Below are 1,000 nucleotides of genomic sequence, written 5' to 3'. Positions count from 1 at the left end.
GTCCGTCCACTGCGAGTTCGTAGGCGGTTTTGGCACCGAGTCCGTCGATGTGGGCGGTCAGCCGGTTGAGGCGGTCGTATTCGAAGGTTTCGTGACTGCCGTCGGGATAGTCGGTACGGACGGGGTTGCCCGCTGCGTCGTAGTGGCGGCGGGTGGTATGGCCCAGCGCATCGGTAACGGTTTCGAGATCGCCGTATTCGGTGTAACCGAAACGGGTGGTTTCGCCGGTACAGTCGGTAAAGCTGACGAGCTGGTCGAGGGTGTCGTAGTGTAGGCGTCTGGTTTTGCCTAAGGCGTCGGTAATGGTTTCGGGCAGCCATTGGGCGTTGTAGCCGTAGCTTGTGGTGTAACCGGCGGGGTCGGTGATGCTGATGAGGTTGCCGCGTCCGTCGTAATCGTAGGCGGTAATCCTGCCTGCGGGATCGTTGACGGCAACCGGCAGGTTGAGGGTTTCGTGGTAGTCGATTTGGGTGCTGCTGCCGTCCGGCGCGGTGATGGCGATGACGTTGCCTTCGGTATCGTAGAGATAGCGGGTTTCGCGTCCGAGCGGGTCGCGCTCTACGGTAATGCGGCCGTAGCTGTCGCGTTCGCTGTCGCTGCGTTGTCCGTCGGCATCGATGCGGTAGATAAGTTCCCGGTTTTCATCGAAACCGTACACTTCCGTCCGTCCCAATGCGTCGGTAACGACGGTATGGTCTTTGCGGTAGTCGAACGTCCATTCTTCGCCGAGGTTGTTGCTGCTTTTGAGCACTTTGCCGTCGGTGTCGTAACGGTCGTATTCGTAGCGGGATACCAGTCCGTCGGGCTGACTGTGTTCGACCATGATGTGGTTGCGGTAGGCGAAACCGCGCAGTTTTTTGCCGTCGCGTCCGTAAACGGCGGTCAAATCGCCGTAGCCGTCATAGTCGTAGCGCACCAGTTCCTTGCCGTTGAAGGTGACGGAGGTGAGGCGGTTGACGTAGAAACGCTCGTCTTCGGAAACGAAGACGTCCCGCTCCCC

The 1,000-nt window shown here is 59.7% G+C and carries 1 pseudogene; it reads right to left on the bottom strand.

The window, feature by feature from the left end:
• Positions 1-1,000, bottom strand: a pseudogene (locus HMPREF3277_RS12350) (sugar-binding protein); the annotation flags it as partial.

It is taken from the genome of Neisseria sp. HMSC70E02, from assembly GCF_001838645.1.
In the GTDB taxonomy this organism is placed as follows: domain Bacteria; phylum Pseudomonadota; class Gammaproteobacteria; order Burkholderiales; family Neisseriaceae; genus Neisseria; species Neisseria macacae.
This window is presented reverse-complemented; position numbering and strand designations above follow the sequence as displayed.